Origin of the sequence: Acinetobacter sp. yr461 (genome assembly GCF_900110445.1) — a bacterium.
Taxonomy (GTDB): domain Bacteria; phylum Pseudomonadota; class Gammaproteobacteria; order Pseudomonadales; family Moraxellaceae; genus Acinetobacter; species Acinetobacter calcoaceticus.
In genome coordinates this window covers 135,934-155,169 of sequence record NZ_FODU01000001.1, presented here as the reverse complement: position 1 = coordinate 155,169, position 19,236 = coordinate 135,934, and the positions used below count along the sequence as shown (strand labels likewise).

The window sequence follows — 19,236 nt, the reverse complement described above, 5'->3', positions numbered from 1 at the left end:
TTTTGATAAAATTAATAAAATGCTATAAAAATACTTATTCATACTTTTTGCATAAGACTCATAACAATCATCATTTTTAAAGAAAGGCCACTATGGAAAGACTAACAGACTCTAAAAGACTAGAAAAAGATGTACAAATTGATATCCATAAACGGCCAATTAAGATTGCTTTTTTTATATCGGATGAAGAAAATGAAACTAACCATTTAATTCTTGATGAAATTTTTAAATATTCTTATACCTGTTGGGGTGGAGCGAGGTTTTTAATTCTCCCTCTTAACTCTGATGAAAAAAGCTATTTAGAATGGTTAAGCTTTTATGATGCAGATATTGTTTACAGCTATATAAAACTAACGAGTGAACAAATTCAAAAAGTTGAAAATATCAACTCTCCTGCTCTTTTGATGGAACATGATTTTGGAAATGAGCAAAAATATTTCTCTGTAAATATACCTTTCTATAACCCAGTAAAGTCTATATCTACAGTTTATAGCCCTTATATATTTAGTTATTTGAGAAATCAAGTAACCAATAATCCAATAAGTCTAATTGCACAATTTTCTCCTGAATTCGGCGATCGTTTTATAACTGATAATTTTGGCAATAGATTAGAAACTAATAGCTATCTTAATGGAATTAAAGAAGTTTTTGAAACATATTGCCTTTCTCTAAAAAATATTCCTCCTAATAATTATGTAGGAACTACAGTAATTAAATCTAGAACAGAAGTCTTAGATTTATTGGCAAACCGAGAAGCCACTACAGTTGCTCATTTAGCAAGAATTCATTCGGAATCAATTGAAACTATATTTGAACACACCTTTAGTTTTTCATTTTCAATAATAATAGGTTCTAGAATTAAAGATCGAATATCATTTTGGAATGTAAGACATTTTTATGATGGATCAAGTGAGTCAATAAATTCATTAATCATTAGTGAAGAACTATCTAATGATGAAAATTTTCTAGAATCTCTTGGCAAATACTTAAGTAATCTAAATTTTTTAAACTCTGGATCAGGACCATATCAAGTTTCATTATTTTCTCAAGCTATAGCAGAAGAGGATCTAAAACAAATAAGAGATAACCTGCAAAAGTTTACTTATAATTTAATAAGTGTTCCTTCTTATTACTCCAAAACTATCATACCAACCAATTGCTCAGAGGTTAAATATTCAATTTCTATTAAAGATAATTCCGTATTATCTATTTCAGAAAATCCTTCTTCAATTTCTATCAATGGACCGAAACATTTAAGATATATACCATTAAAGTTTCAAAATCATGGTTTTGGAGACTTTGCGATAGAGTGTAGTATCGACCGGCATAATAACTTGTCTAGGTACTCAATTGTTATAGATAAATGGATTTTACCTAAAAGAGCATATTTAGCTAAAGTCTTTGGAAATAAATATGAACGTATAAGTAAAAGTAAACTTCCTGTTTTAATTGCAGGAAAATATGCTAGCCCCTTTAGAAGAAGTATTGAAAATGAAGATTTCCAAATAGGAATAAATTTACCCGAAGACTTAAATCTATTTAACTATCTTTTAACTCAAAAAAATAAATATTCTCATACAGACGTACGTAACAATCTACCTAAATCAAAAATTGAGCATATAGCCAATTCGGATAAAGGAAAAAATTTTAATGGTGTAATCTCATTATTTAAGAAACTTGATATCGCTTCTAATTTCCTAACGAATAAATTATGGAAAGATGTTTTTGAAGATGCTTCATCCAGAAATAAAAAAGAAGACTATATATATACTTTAAATAGGCTCAGAGCTTTTCAGCAAAAATATAGAAATGATGATTATTTAAAATTTATTAAAAACAAGATGAATTTCAATGAAACAATTCACTCATCTCAATATTTAACCGCATGTTTTAAAGATGCTTTTGATGATTTAATAAAATTTAAAATTTTCCACCCCATATATACATGGAATTGTAGTTACTGTGGTTATAAAAATCTAAAAACAGTTGATTCCATTAAATTATTAAACAACTGTGAAATATGCGAAGAATTTCATACAATCTCTACTACTGAAGATTTCTCATGGGATTATTTACTTAATAAATTCATTCACAAAACTATTTTTGAGCATGATGGATTTAATGTATTATGGGCTTTAGATTATATTCAAGGTATAAGTTATAAAAATTCTTTTTTATATTTACCTGAAGTTAATATTTATTATGATATTAAAAATTCAAAGCAACTCAATGAGATTGATTTACTTGGTATTTATGATGGAATTTTCTTTGCTGGTGAGGCTAAACGTAGTGCAGACTATTTTTTATTAAGAGATAGAGAAGTAGATAAATTCATAGAACTAATAGAATATATAGCTCCTGATGAAGCTTTTCTAGCTTTTGAAAAGTACTCTCAAGATGTGGAAAAAATAGATCAAATAAGATCTAATTTAGAAGATTTTAAAGCAAGATTTAAAGCTCAATTTAAAAATATTAAACTTAGTATTTTAATATATGAAGATCTTAAAAAAGTAAATCCATCTATAGACTTTGGAACACTCGGAAGAAATGTTTATTCTTTTTTTGAAAAAATAGATTCTCAATAAAAATCTATGCTTCTTTATTTAAATAGATAAGTTATTGTTAATTATGAGTTTATAAATTAAGCCTGTCAAGGCTGAACTTCTTGCATTGAATTTAAACATCGCTGTGCAAGTTCAATTCAGGCTCGCACTGCTTAATGTTTAAAATGAGATGGGGCACCACGTCCCCATCTCACTTTTTTAGCACTCAATTGCATTAACAGCGAGGCCACCTTTTGAAGTTTCTTTATATTTCTCAGACATATCTCTGCCTGTTTCTTTCATGGTCTGAATGACTTTATCTAGCGTCACAAAATGCTCCCCCTCATCATGAAGTCCCATTTGTGCTGCATTAATTGCTTTTACAGCAGCAATTGCATTTCGCTCAATGCAAGGCACCTGAACCAAGCCACCAATCGGGTCACACGTTAAACCCAAGTTATGCTCAAGACCAATTTCGGCCGCATGTTCTACTTGTTCAGGTGATGCACCTAAAATCTCGGCTAAACCAGCAGAAGCCATCGCACACGCCGAACCAACTTCGCCCTGACATCCTACCTCAGCACCGGAAATAGACGCATTGAGCTTACATAAAATGCCGACTGCCGCCGCACTGAGAAAAAAGCGAACAACTTTGTCTTCTGAAAAGTCTTTAGAAAAAGTCACGTAATAATATAAAACTGCCGGAATAATCCCTGCTGCACCATTTGTGGGAGCTGTCACTACTCGACCACCAGCAGCATTTTCTTCATTTACGGCTAACGCAAATAAATTGACCCATTCCATGGCATGAAAAGTCGTCACAATCAGGTTTGAGTTTTTCTTATTTAATAACTTATCGTGAATTTTTTTAGCCCGACGTTTTACATTTAATCCGCCTGGTAATATTCCTTCATTAATTAATCCATTATGAATGCACTGCTGCATCACTTTCCATATATCCATAATCTTGGCACGAATCTCACTTTCACTACGCCAGCTTTTCTCATTTTCAAGCATTAACTGACTTATTGATAAATGATGAGTTTTACATAAGCTTAAAAGTTCAGCCGCACTATGAAATGGATATGGAACCTTAATTTCACCAGTCTCAGACTGGGTTTGTGTTAATTGCCTTTGGCTAACAATAAAACCGCCACCAATCGAGTAATACGTTTCAGCATATAAAATTTCTTCCGCTTCGTTATAAGCAATCAGTTCCATTGCATTTGGGTGATGAGGCAAAGATTCATCTAAAAAAAGCAAATCACGCTTATAGTTAAAAGAAATACTCTTTTGCTGATCGAGCTGGATCGTTTTATTTTCAAGAACATCTTCAATCAAACTTGTACTTACTTGAGTATCGATATGTTCAGGATCAAAACCCATTAATCCTAAAAGAATAGCTTTATCTGTCGCATGACCAACACCAGTTGCTGCAAGCGAACCGTATAACTTAATCTGAACTCGAAACGTCGTTTGTAGATCATTTTGCTTAACTAAATCATCCACAAAACTACAAGCTGCTCGCATTGGCCCAACCGTATGGGAGCTAGATGGGCCTACACCAATTTTAAAAAGATCAAATACACTTATAAACACAGGGATCCTACCTTCAATTCATTATTATTCGTATGTTCGTCATTATTGTGTCCTTTCGGATAACTCTAAAATTATCATTAAGCCGAGTACAAATCACGAATAACTATTGGTTAGCAGCGCAAAAAGACAACGGTTGAACAATCAACATCGATCGGTTTAATCAAAAATATAAATTGTGGAGCTTTTATCCCCTAATAGATATTCTAGAAATAGTCTTTAAATAAGCACGCCAATTTGTATAAATAAAAAACCACAAATATTAGCCATTAGTCGTACCTCTCTATTTTTATTCATTTTTGCTGGTAAAGTGTTTTACATGGTTTGATACAACCTACTTAACTCAGATGCATAATTCACCTGTTACCGCATCTGATGTTTTTCAGCCTCTAGTCCGCTAGAGGCTTTTTTTATTATTGATTTAAAGCCTGATATATTAAATTTATAGAAATAATGAAAGAGAAGAAAAATGAGTCGAATTTTAAAATTAAGTATTCTAAGTTTTCCGGTTTTATTCTTGAGTGGCTGTATTGGTTGTTATAACCCAACAGGTTGTAACCGTGATGATTCGCCTTATTTCTATACGACCCAAATAACTCAAGCCAAAGGTGTAACTGTTCCAGTTGGAACAAAACTGGTTTATAAATCTCAAAAGTCAAAACAGAAAAATGAACAAACTGCTCCACTTAAAGAAGAAAATATAACTTCGATAAAACTACCAAAAGATACTGCTATTCTTTGGGGCGGAATGCCCACAAATCATCTGCTTCAATTTGCTAATTCCGAAATGCAGGGATTTACCGCCTACCGTGCCCAAGAAGTTCCTGCCACATATTCCAATCAATTTTTAAAACTCTGGAAAGAATGTGATAGTGATTTAGATATCTCGATCAAAAATAAAAATGACTGGAGTTTTAACCCTGCAAATATGAAAATTATTGGATGCGGAATTAACTATCAAGAAAGAGCTTCTTACAACACCAACAATTCAAGCCAAGATAAAGTTGATATTTTTCTAATCAACATTAACAAGGCTTTACAACAACTACCTCAACAAAAAGAATATCCAGTCATTCACTATTCCCAAAATTAAAGTCGTAAAAAAGCCCGCATTTCAGCAGGCTTTTTTATTTTAAAATTCGGTCTATTAGCTTTTAATTAAAAAGTTAGCCACATGTTGCATTCGTAATTTTTTTAGAAGCTGGATCAATGGTGACTGTAACTCGGTTTGTACGATAATCCATAGTCATCGGTTGACCCGGAGCAACTTTACGCACAATTTCTGATTGAGTCTTTTGTTTAATTTGATCATCAGTAAGGCCAGATTGCCCCACTAATTTTTGAGCTTCTTCTGCTACACAGTTCGCTTGATTGTCACGGAATAATTTCCATTCTTCTACAACTTGGCCATTTGGTAAATGACAATAGCCCACCTGACCATTTGCTTCATTTCTAATTTCTAATTTTCCGCCTTGTTCAACACAATATTGGCTAGCTGGATTTGGTGAACCAATTTTTGGTGGAGTCGGATCTTTATGTTGTACAGACGAGCAAGCCGTTAATGAAACAAGTGCCAAGCCAAGAAAGAGAATTTTTTTCATAATTTTTTGCTTCTTAGTAAAAAAACTAAAGATATCAAAAAATTTCATATTCCATGTCACTTCTTTACAAGAAAAAACTCATTTGAATGTTCTAGCAAAATAAATTTAATTTATTGGAAATTAAGATATTCCCAATTAAAAGCTATTTTTGAAATATTCTATTCAGGTCTTTCTAAAATTCGTGGCCCTGATCCTTCTAGCCCTAAAATATCTTCAGGATTTCTTAATGGGCATTGCTCTAATGATAAACAGCCGCAGCCAATGCACCAGTCCATTTCATCTCTTAAGCGAGTTAATTTTTGAATTCGATCATCCAGATTTTCTCGCCAATGACTTGATAGATCTTTCCATTGCTTGGCTGTTAATTTGCTACCCACAGGATACTGACTTAAAGCCTCTTTAATTTCATTTAAAGGAATACCCACTCTTTGAGCGACTTTAATAATCGCAATATATCTTAAAATAATTAAGGGATACCGACGTTGATTACCATTTGTTCTTATACTTTTTATAAGCCCTTTCGCTTCATAAAAATGTAGGGTCGAAACAGGAACTCCACTCCTTTTTGCAACTTCACCCACAGTCAAAACTCGACTAGAGTCAGCTTTTTTATTTTCACTCATCATGATTGACCTCAACTTTACTTGAGGTTTATAAGAGAGCGCTTTTATTTTGTCAAATAAATAACAGAGATTTTCTTATACGCTATGAACTACTCTCCCCAAGGTATAAGTCTTATCTGTAAAAACTGATGACAAAATGGATCTGATAATTAATTCAATCTATAAAATAACTTGCTGTCATTTAAATTTAAGAAATTAGTTTTGTAGAGTAAACGGACATCCACAAATCCAAAACATGTTGTAAACGAAAGGCATGGGTGCACCTAATGGATAGACTTTTATCTGCTCGATCTTATAAGTTTTTTTACGTGACTCAATGTGAAGTATATTATCGTAACGGGCAACCACAACTCCCTTTTTATATAATTTTTTCCTTTCATTCTTTGCGTCAAATTTATATACCAAAAAGTAAACTTTTTCTCCTACACCGATCTTTGAATGATTAACCAGAATGTAACCATTACAATACTTACATTGCCAATCTTCCATATCTCAAATTATCACACGCTTAAATTAAAAAAACACACTGAATTTTATAGTATAAATTTATTAAGGATATAAATCTAAAGAAATATTTTAATTGAAAAAATAAGGTTTATTTGTGACACATATCACAATAAAAAACTTCAAACTATATTCAGATACATCAATCACTTATCAAAAATATTTAAGATTTATTATTTTTAAATATATAAAATCCATCCATAATTTATTTAATTATATAGTATATTTAACAATAGCTTTAAATTTAATTATAAATCCAACCTCAATATATAACATGACATTTATTTAATTATTTACATTCAACTTAACCTTAAATATAACAATAGATTTTCTTTAAAATATTAAATTAATTTCACAGTAAAATTGAAAATAATTCATTTCACATTATACAAATAATAAATATATAATTAATAGCATTACAATTTAAATTTTTTATTATGTCTACTCAACGTTTAAAATTAGAACTCCCTTCTGGACACGATCAATTATTACTTCACTCTTGTTGCGCTCCTTGTTCAGGAGAAGTTATGGAAGCATTAATCGACTCAGAAATTAAATTTTCAATATTTTTTTATAATCCTAATATTCATCCAGTAAAAGAATATTTAATCCGCAAAGAAGAAAATATTCGTTTTGCAGAAAAGCATAATATTCCATTTATCGATGCAGACTATGACACTGACAACTGGTTTGCCCGAGCAAAAGGGATGGAAGATGAACCTGAACGTGGCATTCGTTGTACCATGTGTTTTGATATGAGATTTGAACGAACTGCCCTTTACGCACATGAACACGGCTTTAGTCTCATCAGTAGTTCGCTAGGAATTTCTCGTTGGAAAAATATGGCGCAAATCAATGACTGCGGAATTCGCGCTGCTGCTCACTATCCTGAAATTCAGTACTGGGACTATAACTGGCGTAAAAATGGTGGCTCAAGCCGTATGATTGAAATCAGTAAACGAGAAGAATTTTATCAGCAAGAATATTGTGGCTGTGTATATTCTTTACGAGATACTAACCGCTGGCGTATGGGTAATGGGCGTGATCGTATTAAACTAGGTGTTAAGTTTTACAATAATGCCATGGAAGAAGATTAATTTTTACTTCTCTTAAAAAATTAATTAATTTGTTCTTAACTATATTTATTTTTTATAAAAAAAGAGCCACATCTGGAGAATGTGGCTAAAAGGTGTACTAAATAAGCTTTGATGTAGTTAGATTAATTGTGCTAGCTTAAAATAATATTAATTAAAATTAATTTTTAAAAATTTTAATAGCATTCCTATTTTCATATAACCAATTGATCGTCATAAAAATTTGCATTTAAGTATTTGAATAATGATTAAATTTATGTAAATAGCATAACTTAGGCTATTATTTAGCTTTTAAATATTGTGCAATTTTTTGAATGTTTTCAATAATTTCATTAGGTGTGTGGGCTGCATAGCCAATAAGTACAGCGGCCTTCTTGTTTGGCATCTGACAATATCTTGATAACGGCTGAACAGCTAAGTTTAGAGCTGAGCACTGGTCAATAAATTCTTGCTCTGTCCACGCACCTTTTAACCAGCACACTGCATGGATACCTGAATCGGTTGGTTGAACGTCGAGCACATCTGAAAGATACTCATCAATAGCTTTAATCAATGCTTGTTGGCGCTCATAGCATGCTTTTCTAACTTTACGTACATGCCGTGCATAGTGGCCTTTTTGTATAAATAGAGACAAAGCCACTTGCTCTAAATAAGAACTTCGAACATCCGTATAATATTTGGCTGCACTAAAGGTTTCAATTAATGCTTCGGGCACAACCATGAACCCTAACCGAAACTCAGGAAACATCATTTTGGTAAAAGTGCCAGAGTAAATGACTCTTTGCTGCTGATCTAAACCTTGTAAAGCTTGAATGGGGTGTGTGCCATAGCGAAACTCACTATTATAATCATCTTCAAAAATCCAGTTACCTTGTTGGCATGCCCAATCGAGTAACGCAAAACGGCGAGCTAAACTTAAAGTTCCACCTACAGGAAACTGATGTGAAGGTGCGGTATAAACAAGCTTGCTTTTTAAATAATGATCTGTAATGTCAGAGATTCGCATTCCCTCTTCATCACTTTCAATCAAATTGACCTGAGCACCAAAACTTCGAAAAATATTAAAAGCTGCGTCGTAACCTGGTTCATCTAGGCACACCTCATCATTTGCTTGAAGTAAAGCATAGCCAGCTAGATGAATTGCCTGCTGCGTTCCATTTACAATAATGATTTGCTCTTCGTTACAGTTCAACCCTCGGGTGGAACGGACATATTCACAAATTGCCTGACGCAAAGGTAAATAGCCCCGTGGGTCGTGAAATTGGCCCAGTTGATAATAAGATTGCCGCCAAGCTTGTGTTAATAATTTCCCCCAAAGCTGATGAGGAAATAAATCAATACAGCCCACTCCCACATGAAACATTTTTTTCTTTGGAGTCGACCATGACTGCTCTCGCCATGAAGTTAATAAACCTTCAAAATTCGGATTAATATTTAAGGAATGGTGATTGGTTAGCGTAGTTTTTTTTGAATTTTCTTGGATATGTATTAACTGATCTGGCACAACCTCAGCAACATAAGTACCAGAACTTGGTTTGGTAAATAAGTATCCTTCATCGAGTAACCGATCAAGCGCAGCTAACACAGAGTTTCGTGAAATCGACATCATCTCCGCTAAAGCACGACTTGAGGGTAATTTTGTTCCAGCACTAAGTCTTCCATCTAAAATAGCATCACGCAAAGCAGAATATAGTCCATCTTTAATCTGGCCCTTTGGCAAAATCAAATGTGGAAAAGATGCAGAAATCGAAGTTGCCATAACAAACTGGTACTGTAGAAAATATCAAAAGTGTATCTTATAAAAATACCACTATCAAAACTACACTCTTGTTTTCGATTTTCTAGAACTTTAAAACAGAGTGTAATTATTATGCAAAATCAAGATATTCAGATTGTCCCTGTTCAGCAGCAGGACTATTCACAATGGGAAAAATATTGGCTTGCTTATCAAAATTTCTATCAGGTAAATTTACCCATTCATGTTACTAAAGTGACTTGGGAGCGCTTTTTTGATGAAAATGAACCCGTTTATTGTGCTGTTGCCAAACAAGGCGAGCAAGTTTTAGGAATTGTGCATTATGTTATTCATCGCTCAACATGGGCAGAGAATAATTATTGTTATTTAGAAGACCTTTTTGTTTCACCTGAAGTCCGTGGGCAACACATTGGTAAGCAACTCATTGAATATGTACAAAAGCAGGCAATTGAGCATAACTGTGACCGTTTATATTGGCACACTCAAGAAACCAATCACACGGCTCAAAAACTCTATGACTGGATTGCACAAAAACCAGGAATAATTGAATATCGTATGCCTTTAATCTAAACCAATTGCAAACACCAAAAGCTTTAATTCTTTTGGTGTTTTATCTTAAATATATTTTATTTAAGGCCACATAATTCCCTGCTTACACCTTAGCGAATGAGCTTGATGACTTTGTCATTAATAATTGAGCATTGATTAAACTCTGCAAAGCGCTTGATCTCTTGCTCTAATTCGAAAAAGAAAAGCTCTTTATCTTTGATTGTTTTTTCGAGATGTATACTAATGACTTCTAACTCTTTTACTGTCCGATGTGCTTTGCAATCTATGCGGCCCACTAGCTCATCTTGATAAAGAATAGGTAAGCAAAAATAACCAAATACCCGTTTGGCCGCTGGCACATAGCATTCGATCCGATAATCAAATTCAAATAAAGATGTTAAGCGGTCACGATGAATAAGCGAGTTATCGAAAGGCGAAAGTATTTTTAATCCAAAATCAGTATTCACGTTTTGTTCTATTGCAGCTACATCGACATATAGAGTTTGCCCATCGTCAAGTTTAATCGCTGATACTACACCTGCGTCGATCTGCTCCTTCAGCACGACACGCATAGCTTCTTTTAAATCTTTTCCCTTTAAATGAACCAATTGCTTCCATGTAAATGCACCATGTGCTCGAAGCGTTGTATTAAATAAATACTGCGCATATTCATAAAGCGTAGGCATACTTAAATCAATATTTTCAGGTAAGCAACGTTCGGTCAAATCATAGACTTTTTCCATTCCGTTACGCTCACAGATCATCAGGTCACCCTGCATATATAACTGCTCAAAAGCACGGCGACCTGGACCTGTATTCCACCAATTTCCCAAACTCTTTTTATTATTCTTATCAATATCTCGTAGTCGAATTCTACCTTCTGCACGAACGCGGGCTAAGATCTCATTCATGAGATGTTGATCACCTCTATTGAAATAACGGCTTTCCCCTTTCCTGACCGACATCATGGCAGGCAGTGCATAACGGTAGTCTTTCATAGGAAGATAAGACGCCGCATGATACCAATATTCAAAAATCTGACGCTCTCGAACCAAATTATTTAAATGACTTAAATCATAATCAGGCACTCGACTCCACAATATATGGTGATGAGCTCGCTCAACGACTGATATGGTATCAATCTGCACATAACCCAAATGCTCAATAACCTGTAAAGTCCCATCCACACCTTTTGCAAACGGGCTAATCTTTCCTAAGCCTTGATTAAATAGAGCCAAACGTTTTAAAGATGAAGTCATAGAAAGCTCAATTGGCTAATCACTGAATCGCTTTTAATGTCCTGTATTTTAGGTTCTGTAAACATATTTTTCTCTTTTTAATTTATATCATTCAAGCTTTCGGCAATGAGTTTTTCTGCCATTTCTTGAGTTTTTCTTAATCCCGGCATACGGAACTCGGTATGTCCATAATCTTGAATAGATTTCCAACGTCCGCCCCACGTAAGACCAACCGATTCAGCAACTTGTCCATATAAACGATAGCCTTGCATAGCCCACGGGTCTCTTTCAGAAATAACCACTTTTCCATTTCGTTTAAAGGCTACATCTGCCGCCAAACCAAATTGATGGTAACTCTGATACCCTTTTGCTCTGGTCGTATTCGGATTACCTGCCAGCATATTCTGACGAGTAGGACTACGATAACCTTCTAATAAAACCAACTCATAACCATACTGTTCTTTCATGATTTTAAAAACCATGAGTAAACGCTGCTTATAGCGTGGGTTCATTTTGCTCCATTTACGATCTACTAGACTGGTATCTAAAATAGCTCGCCCATCGAAACTCGCATTATCAATAGGTGAAGAATTAATAGCGCCACTATTTTGAGAAGAATATTGTTGCTCTAGTTGTGTGGCCTCTACAATCGCTGCTTCAATTAAGCTTTCGTCCACTTCTGGCGGTGGAGATAATATTTCACCATTCAAAAGTGCATAAATTTGAGGATCTGTTTTTTTGAGATATTCAGCTTCAATTCGAGTTGAGCTAATAGGTCTGGTGAAAGCAAACACTAGAATACTGGCAAACAAGAAAAAACCTGCAATTACAATCCACCACTGTTGTAAATGCCAATGGGATTGTAGCTTTTCAGGCGCAGCTGCCTGATTCATTGTTTGAGCAAATTGTCTAACCTGACTAAGCTGTTTACGGCCTTGTGGCAGTAATGACAAAACAAAATCTTTGCTTTTACTTCTTAGCTCATAAGACATTAAAAATGCTAAACCAATTGCCAAGCATGTAAAGCAAAAGAAAATGAGAAAAATCATCATCAGTTCATTAATTCACAGCAAAAGGACTTCGTGTAATTTTAATATCTACCGATGCTTTAGGTGGTTCAACCTCCACTTCAGGTTCGGCTGGAGCTTTATTCTCAACAACTGGTTTAGCCTGTGCAGCTTGTTGCTGTTGCGGTTTACTCACTGGCTTTTGCTGAGCCGGCTGTACCTTCGGTTGAGCCGTTTTAGCTGCACCCGTCTGTAGTTGAGGCACAACCTGAACTTTCTTTTCACCCGTGAGCTGTTCGTCAAATGGAGAAACTCGCTGTTGATTGACAGTAGCAGGCTTATGCTGAGCAGGTTTAAAGATATTACTTAATTCATTATCTTTAGGTTGTTCAAAACCATCACGGCTCATTGAATCTGTTTCGTTGTCTTGACTGACAGCAACCTGATTTTGTTCATCAGAAGAATGAGCAGTTTCTTGATTTAAAATCTGTTCTTCTGTTGATTTACTCTCAATTACTGCTGATTCTGAAGAATACGGTTGAGACAAGAACAGGAATAGCGAGATGCTTACAAACACCCCGGCAATAACACCAATGACAATATAAAGTATTGGTGATTTCGGCTTTTTTTTATTCGACTGTAAAACTCGAATAGAAGTTGGTTTTTCCTGAGCCATTTCGTACCATCATCAAGGTAAATAAATTGTAATATGTGCTTGCTCTTGAGGAGCAGAAATCACATTTTGATAATTAGATAATGCTTTATCATTTTGATTGTTCAGCATAAATCTTAGTCCTGCAAAGGTAAGTAATGCAAAAATCAATAAAAAGATCAAAATCCAGAAGAACGGTACTTCGCGATGAATAATATTTCGGATCTGATCGGGAATTGCCGAGAACGGCGAAAATGCGAGCTTTTTCCCCTTCAAATAGTCAATTTCATCACCCACTCGTGATACTAAATGGTTCAGGCTTTCCGTTGACTCAATTCGGTACTTGCCCTGAAAACCTAACAAAAGGCAGTAATGAAATACTTCTAAAGCAGCTAGACGTTCTTTTCCACGGCTACGTAATTGCTCCAATATTTCAAAGAAGCGATAACCAGCTAATTGAGAACCAAACAAGCTCAATTGCAATGGACTAATCAACCAAGCATTTTGCAAATTAAAATAACTCGCATCTTGTTGCGTTACGATCGTTTCATCAATCAAAGCACAGAATGCATATTTAGCATCATGAATATCATCGGCTGAAAATTGCAACTTTTTGGCTTGTTGCTCAAATTGATTGAGTAAATTTAAGATTTTTTCACGAAACTGCTGAGCATCTGCCGGCACATACTGATTTCGAATCAAAAAAACTAAATAAAAACCATCATGCAATAAGTCAATAAGATTGATTGCCTGTAGTTTTGCTTGAGACTGGCTATTATTATTTCCACCCGTTCCAATTTGCCCATCATCAAATAAAGAAGGAGCACCTGTGGATTGTGACATTTTTCTCTCCTTTATCGTTAAGCGTTCATGACCGCAATCAGTTCAATACTGATATCTTGGAAGCCAGCTGGAACATAAATACAAATCGTCTCTGAATCTAACATGCGTTGGTATAGCTCGTGGTGCGGTTCAATTTCAAAATAGCTCACACCAGAGCGTACAGGGATAGCAGTTGGAACTTGAATTAAGTGATGCAATGGAATTGCAGGCAATGCAGCAACCACACGTTGCTCGACATCTAAAGTACTACCGATTTTGAATCGTAAAGGTACAATCTGGATCAACTCATGTGTCTGCATTGCGCTACTTGATACTGCAATATAAAGTCGAGTGTCTCGAGTAATCTTATCGGTCTCAAGACTTCCCACCCAATATGAAGGACGGATTTCTTTAAGTGCAATGCTGATGTAACGACTCGAAATAATCGTATCGAGTAAATCACGCAAAATCGTATCTAACTGCGAAAAACTTTCTTGTAAATTATGGTGTTTATAGGCAGGTAATTGATCGACATCATAGGCCGTCGAGAAAGTTAATAATGAACCTGCTAAACGCAATAATTCAAAGAACAAACGCTCTGGATGGATTTGTGGATATTGCACAAAATGATTTAGACCAGCATGAGCTGTATTTAATGCATTCACTAACCAGAATGAAACAATATCACCAGAACGGAATTCAATTAATTTCTGTTCATTTTCTCGGTTATTGGTTTGAATTGTCTTAATTTTTGCCTTAATAACGTTCAGTGTTCTTTTTAAATTTGAAATCAGTGTTTCAGAGGCATCCACATGCAAAATTGGTGGAATAAATTTTCGATCAATTTCAAAAGCACCTGAGCTTTGACGCTTAATTTTTCCAATAGGCAGATATAAGAAACCATCTAAATTATGGTCAGGATTACTATGTACATCTAATAGTTTAAAAACAGAACGACGGCGTAGCAAACTAATATCTGCTTCGGTTGCATTAGTAAATAGGTCATGCGTTTCGACAAGGTGAGATTGATATCTGCCCTTTTGCGCTTGGTTTTGATCAATTAGATTTTGCTTATTTGCTTGTAACAGTGGTAATGCTAAATAGATTAGCATCTCACCACGTAAATTAAGATCATCCAATAAAATTGGCTCAGGCAATAAATCGTAAGCAGGAGCCTGATAAATTTCTCCGTCTTGCCAGATCATCTCTACAGACTCAAGAGCAAGAATATGTGTGCTCAATTGAGCCTCATCGAAATTTAATTTCTGAATACCATACGAAAAAGGCACAACTGCTCTAACCGTATGATTCAACCGTTGTTCATGATAGGTATCTTGTATTTGGAAATGTTGAGGTCTTAAAAATAAACCTTCGCCCCAAAGGACTTTTTCAGCTTTAAACATATGTCTTTACCAATCTTTATTCGTATTCATTTTTAGGCTGTACACCTAACATTTCCTGAACCATTTGCAATGGATGCTCATCTTTAATGACTTGTGCTAGCCATTCATGTAACGGCATTTGACTCCATTTAATGGTTTTTTGAAGCATATAACTCACAGGGCTATGAGGCTCATTTGCTTGAAAGTAATCCGCGATTTCTTGCAGCACTTTCATTGCTTGCTCACGGTTAGCCAAGTGTGTGTGAGCTTGAGGCTGAAAAGCAGGCTGATCTGAAACAACTTGTACAGGCACTTGATTTTCCATAGATGAGCTCGTGATGACTGTCGCCTGCTCTTGGGTTGGCGCAAGCCCAGTACCAAAAGCTTCTGCTTTATAAATCTTGCGTAATGTGCTGTGAATGGTTTCAAATGCTGAATCAATTGCACCAAAACTCGGCGAATCTAGTCCCATTAAATGATCAAGGGTTTGCTTTAAAACATCCCATTCAGTTAAGACTGAACTAAAATCTTGATAATTAGAATATTGAAAAGTTTTAGACGTATTAAAAATAGCTTGATCGAATTGCTCTAACTCCGATGGTCCCGACTGACTATCGTAATCTTCAGTCTGTTTACGACGAACATTTTCGTGATATAGAAAATTATCGTAATCAAGCAAATTATAATAAGGAGCTGTATTGTTTAAAGAAACTTTCTTTAACAACATCGGAAGTTGATTAATTAAACCCTGTAATAAACCAATGCGTTGATCTAAGTCATCATCTTCGATAACAGGGTGAATTTCCTGCCAATATTGATTCAACATGGTATGACTTAGAGTTAAACCTTTAGCCATACCATCAAAACCATAAAGATGAGTCCAAGCTTCTAAGAGCCAAGTTAATAGACGAATATCTTTTGTATTCTCTTTTAGCAAAACGCTCGTTTTATTTGATACAAAGTCCCAATCGGCTTGTTTACGCTCAGCAACCCAATCACCTTGATCTAGCAATAGATCATCTTGTGTCTTCGCTTTTTTTATTTCATGAAATTCATTAGAAAACGAAAAGTCGTCACCACAAGGCAAACTATCACTAATGGGTTCAAGTAGTTCAGAAATATCAATATTCATCTAATTTTAGCTCTATTCAATTTTAAACTTCTGACTTCAACTTTTTACTCGTCCTTTTTTTAGCAGCTTTTGCAACTGGATCTAGTAAATATTGAATTTCGTCATCTTTAGCATCAATCATGATAATTTTTGGCAATTTTTGCTCTGCCAAAGCCACCAAAATTTCTGTAGCCAATGCAGGTAACACCGTAGAATTTAAAATATTATCGACGTTACGAGCACCACTATCGACTTCTGTACAGCGGCTTAAGAGCAACTCTACCAAATCATCAGAATATTGGACTTGTGTACCGTATTGTTTCTCAATTCTTGCTGTGATCTTGCCTAGCTTATGTTTAATGATTCGTACGAGTAAATCATCATGCAATGGGAAATATGGCACCATTCTCATGCGACCTAAAAATGCAGGCTTGAATTGCTTGTATAAACTTGGTTTTAAATGGTCAATCAACTCTTCAGCTGTAGGCCATTCTTCTACAGGCGTATTTAAGCACGCTTGCATAATCGCGCTTGAGCCAGCATTTGAAGTCAACAAAATAGTGGTGTTTTTAAAGTCAATTACTCGTCCTTCACCATCTTCTAACGTACCTTTATCGAATACTTGATAGAACAGTTCCTGAACATCACTATGTGCTTTTTCAATTTCATCAAGCAACACAACACTGTAAGGGTTACGGCGAACAGCTTCTGTTAAAACACCGCCTTGACCATATCCCACATATCCAGGAGGTGCACCTTTAAGCGAAGATACAGTATGGGCTTCCTGATATTCAGACATATTGATGGTAATTAAATGCTGCTCACCACCATATAATTCATTTGCCAACGTTAGTGCAGTTTCAGTTTTACCTACACCACTTGGCCCAACCAAAAGAAATACACCTTGTGGCTTATTCGGATCTTCAAGTCTTGCTTTTGAAGTTTTAATGCCCTGAACTAATTGTGTGAGTGCATAATCTTGACCCATTACACGCTCGCCCAATTTATCTTCAAGCGTTAATATCTGTTTAATTTCATCATTCACCATTTTCCCAACAGGAATACCGGTCCAATCAGAAATAATTTCATTAATGATTTGAGAGTTTACTCTTTCAAATACTAATGGTTGCTGGCCTTGAATATCAGCAAGATCTTTACGCCGTAGATTGATCTGGTCATAAGCTTCAGATTCATTAGAATGATTCTGTGCTTCTAATTCCTGAATTTTATGAACAAGTTCTAATTCTTTTTGCCACTGCTCTTGGGTTTCATGAATCTCTTTTTGCAAAGATTCTAAATTGACTTTTAAAATTTCCAATCGTTCATGATGAATTGGAATCTGACGATGCTCATTTTCTAAAATTTGCTGTTCAAGCTTTAAGTTATGCTCTTGAGCCTTTAACTGGTCAAGCTTTACCGGTTGTGCATTTTGAGTCAAAGCCACACGTGCTGCTGCTGTATCAAGCACACTCACTGCTTTATCCGGAAGTTGACGACCACTAATATATCGATGTGAAGAATGAACCGCCGTAACAATCGCCTCATCATCAATTTGTAGATTAAAGTGCTGCTGCATCACAGGAATCATTGCCCGTAACATATCAACGGCAACATCTTCAGTTGGCTCTTCTATTTTTACCACCTGAAAACGTCGACTCAATGCAGCATCTTTTTCAAAATATTGTTTGTATTCAGCCCATGTTGTTGCAGCAATCGTGCGCAACTCACCACGTGCAAGTGCCGGTTTTAAAAGATTCGCAGCATCATTTTGCCCTGCTTGTCCGCCTGCACCAATTAAAGTATGCGCTTCATCAATAAATAAAATAATAGGATGAGCAGAAGCTTGAACTTCTTGAATCACTTGTTTTAAACGATTTTCAAACTCGCCTTTAACACTTGCGCCAGCCTGTAACAGCCCCATATCCAGCACATGTAAATGGACATTTTTTAGGGCGTTAGGCACTAAACCTTGAGCAATCTTTAAGGCTAAACCTTCGACCACCGCTGTTTTACCAACCCCTGGTTCTCCAGTTAAGATCGGGTTATTTTGGCGTCTACGCATTAAAATATCGAGCATTAATCGAATTTCATATTCACGCCCAATAACCGGATCTATACCGCCTTGTTTCGCTTTTTCAGTGAGATTAATCGTATATTGATCAAGTGCTGGTGTTTTAGCAGTTTTGGTATTCGCTACAGTCGTTTCTGTTGCTTCAGCTTCACCAGAAGGTGTTTTTGTTTCATCTTGTTGTTCAACACTCTTCTCACAAATTTCAAGAAACTTATGTTTCATTGAATCAATTGGTAAAAGATCAAATAAACTCGAAGCACGAGTCGCAATTTGATATAAATCAGGTGCAGTTAATAACGCAACTAATAAATGACCACTACGCATGACTGGATTTTGCTCAGCTGAAGCCAATAACCAAGCTTGTTCGAACAAACGAACGATTGATTTAGCAAAAATAGGAGTTCGATTATTACCTTTAGGTAATTGAGATATAGTTTCTTTTAAATCATCAGCTAAAGCTTCAGGTGAAATTTTATATTTCTTTAATAAAATTTTTAAATCATTCTCTAGAGACTGATTAAGTAACTCTAAAAATAAATGTTCAATTTCAATTTCGTAATTTTGTTGAATAACACAAGCATTAGCCGATTTTTCTAAAGCAGTACGCGCAACTGTAGAAAGTTTTGTAATTAAAATTTTTAAATTACTCATCATTACTCTCAATATTTTTAAATAATTTAATGCTTA

Annotated in this window: 16 protein-coding genes; 4 read left to right on the top strand and 12 right to left on the bottom strand. The window is 35.1% G+C overall.

Translation table 11 applies throughout. From position 1 onward, the window contains the following. Positions 1-92: 92 nt before the first annotated feature. Entirely contained in the window at positions 93-2,585 is a 2,493-nt protein-coding gene (locus BMW38_RS00745; RefSeq protein ID WP_092705443.1) for a hypothetical protein, read from the top strand. Positions 2,586-2,762: 177 nt separating this feature from the next. Here BMW38_RS00745 and BMW38_RS00740 read toward each other — a convergent pair whose 3' ends face one another. Further along, entirely contained in the window at positions 2,763-4,142 is a 1,380-nt protein-coding gene (locus tag BMW38_RS00740; protein WP_092705442.1) for an L-serine ammonia-lyase, read from the bottom strand. A gap of 466 nt (positions 4,143-4,608) precedes the next feature. On the opposite strand from BMW38_RS00740, the gene BMW38_RS00735 reads away from it, so the two are divergent. Then, positions 4,609-5,232, top strand: coding sequence for a hypothetical protein (locus tag BMW38_RS00735; RefSeq protein WP_092705441.1), 624 nt, complete (start codon positions 4,609-4,611; stop codon positions 5,230-5,232). Positions 5,233-5,305: 73 nt separating this feature from the next. Here the strand turns inward: BMW38_RS00735 and BMW38_RS00730 are convergent, their stop codons facing one another. The 3 genes from BMW38_RS00730 to BMW38_RS00720 form a co-directional block, all read right to left on the bottom strand. Next, complete coding sequence (locus tag BMW38_RS00730) at positions 5,306-5,740, bottom strand: I78 family peptidase inhibitor (protein WP_003651098.1); 435 nt, start codon at positions 5,738-5,740, stop codon at positions 5,306-5,308. Between the two features lie 158 nt (positions 5,741-5,898). Continuing rightward, positions 5,899-6,366 (bottom strand): redox-sensitive transcriptional activator SoxR, encoded by a 468-nt coding sequence (soxR, locus tag BMW38_RS00725; RefSeq protein WP_080592416.1) that lies wholly within the window; start codon positions 6,364-6,366, stop codon positions 5,899-5,901. A gap of 192 nt (positions 6,367-6,558) precedes the next feature. Beyond that, positions 6,559-6,852, bottom strand: coding sequence for a hypothetical protein (locus BMW38_RS00720; protein WP_092705440.1), 294 nt, complete (start codon positions 6,850-6,852; stop codon positions 6,559-6,561). Between the two features lie 452 nt (positions 6,853-7,304). On the opposite strand from BMW38_RS00720, the gene BMW38_RS00715 reads away from it, so the two are divergent. Then, on the top strand, positions 7,305-7,964 hold the full coding sequence (locus tag BMW38_RS00715; RefSeq protein WP_092705439.1) for an epoxyqueuosine reductase QueH: 660 nt from the start codon (positions 7,305-7,307) through the stop codon (positions 7,962-7,964). 277 nt (positions 7,965-8,241) lie between these two features. Here the strand turns inward: BMW38_RS00715 and BMW38_RS00710 are convergent, their stop codons facing one another. Then, positions 8,242-9,720 carry a MocR-like pyridoxine biosynthesis transcription factor PdxR gene (locus BMW38_RS00710; RefSeq protein ID WP_092705438.1) on the bottom strand — a complete coding sequence of 493 codons (1,479 nt, stop codon included), beginning with the start codon at positions 9,718-9,720 and terminating at the stop codon, positions 8,242-8,244. Between the two features lie 111 nt (positions 9,721-9,831). Here BMW38_RS00710 and BMW38_RS00705 point away from each other — a divergent pair, with 111 nt between their 5' ends. Further along, entirely contained in the window at positions 9,832-10,287 is a 456-nt protein-coding gene (locus BMW38_RS00705) for a GNAT family N-acetyltransferase (RefSeq protein WP_092705437.1), read from the top strand. Positions 10,288-10,376: 89 nt separating this feature from the next. Here the strand turns inward: BMW38_RS00705 and BMW38_RS00700 are convergent, their stop codons facing one another. The 7 genes from BMW38_RS00700 to tssH all read right to left on the bottom strand — a co-directional run bounded on the left by BMW38_RS00700 (position 10,377) and on the right by tssH (position 19,203). Then, positions 10,377-11,525, bottom strand: coding sequence for a winged helix-turn-helix domain-containing protein (locus tag BMW38_RS00700; RefSeq protein WP_092705436.1), 1,149 nt, complete (start codon positions 11,523-11,525; stop codon positions 10,377-10,379). Between the two features lie 77 nt (positions 11,526-11,602). Beyond that, complete coding sequence (locus BMW38_RS00695) at positions 11,603-12,556, bottom strand: M15 family metallopeptidase (RefSeq protein WP_003651080.1); 954 nt, start codon at positions 12,554-12,556, stop codon at positions 11,603-11,605. Between the two features lie 7 nt (positions 12,557-12,563). After that, on the bottom strand, positions 12,564-13,187 hold the full coding sequence (locus tag BMW38_RS00690) for a hypothetical protein (RefSeq protein ID WP_092705435.1): 624 nt from the start codon (positions 13,185-13,187) through the stop codon (positions 12,564-12,566). A 12-nt stretch (positions 13,188-13,199) separates the two neighbouring features. Continuing rightward, positions 13,200-14,006, bottom strand: a complete 807-nt coding sequence (gene icmH / locus BMW38_RS00685) for a type IVB secretion system protein IcmH/DotU (RefSeq protein ID WP_092705434.1) — start codon at positions 14,004-14,006, stop codon at positions 13,200-13,202. A 17-nt stretch (positions 14,007-14,023) separates the two neighbouring features. Beyond that, on the bottom strand, positions 14,024-15,388 hold the full coding sequence (gene tssK, locus BMW38_RS00680; protein ID WP_092705433.1) for a type VI secretion system baseplate subunit TssK: 1,365 nt from the start codon (positions 15,386-15,388) through the stop codon (positions 14,024-14,026). A gap of 16 nt (positions 15,389-15,404) precedes the next feature. Then, on the bottom strand, positions 15,405-16,499 hold the full coding sequence (tssA, locus tag BMW38_RS00675; RefSeq protein WP_092705432.1) for a type VI secretion system protein TssA: 1,095 nt from the start codon (positions 16,497-16,499) through the stop codon (positions 15,405-15,407). Between the two features lie 22 nt (positions 16,500-16,521). Further along, positions 16,522-19,203: a type VI secretion system ATPase TssH gene (tssH, locus tag BMW38_RS00670; protein ID WP_092705431.1), complete on the bottom strand. Its 2,682-nt coding sequence runs from the start codon at positions 19,201-19,203 to the stop codon at positions 16,522-16,524. Positions 19,204-19,236 lie beyond the last annotated feature (33 nt).